Raw genomic sequence first — 357 nt, forward strand, 5'->3', positions numbered from 1 at the left:
CTATTCGAGTCCGTCGAACGGCCGACTCATTGATTCAGTGGCTTCCTGAATCGCATACCCAATGTCTTGCTCGATCGCTTTCGCGCCGACTCCCCGAAGTCGTTCGGAATTCAATCGAATGGAATTCACATACCCATCTGGGGACAGGTTGATTGTTGCAATTCCCAGAGGCCCACGCCCGTGAGAGCGCTTCTTCACGTGCGCCTGCACTTGAGCGATCAAGGAATCAAGTTCAGCGTTGAATTCAATGACGCTGAGCTCAGAAGTGCGTCGAACAAATTCATGGCTCACGTTCGAAGTGACCGGCGGAGCCGCCGCACTCGCCTGTTCGGTGATGACGTCAGACAGACCGAACTC

The 357-nt window shown here is 54.3% G+C and carries 1 protein-coding gene; it reads right to left on the reverse strand.

Annotated elements, in window-relative coordinates:
• The coding region (locus AMS65_RS19915; protein ID WP_162231796.1) for a hypothetical protein at nucleotides 1–357 on the reverse strand (357 nt) is incomplete at its 5' end.

Origin of the sequence: Leucobacter celer subsp. astrifaciens, from assembly GCF_001273835.1 — a bacterium.
GTDB lineage: Bacteria > Actinomycetota > Actinomycetes > Actinomycetales > Microbacteriaceae > Leucobacter > Leucobacter celer.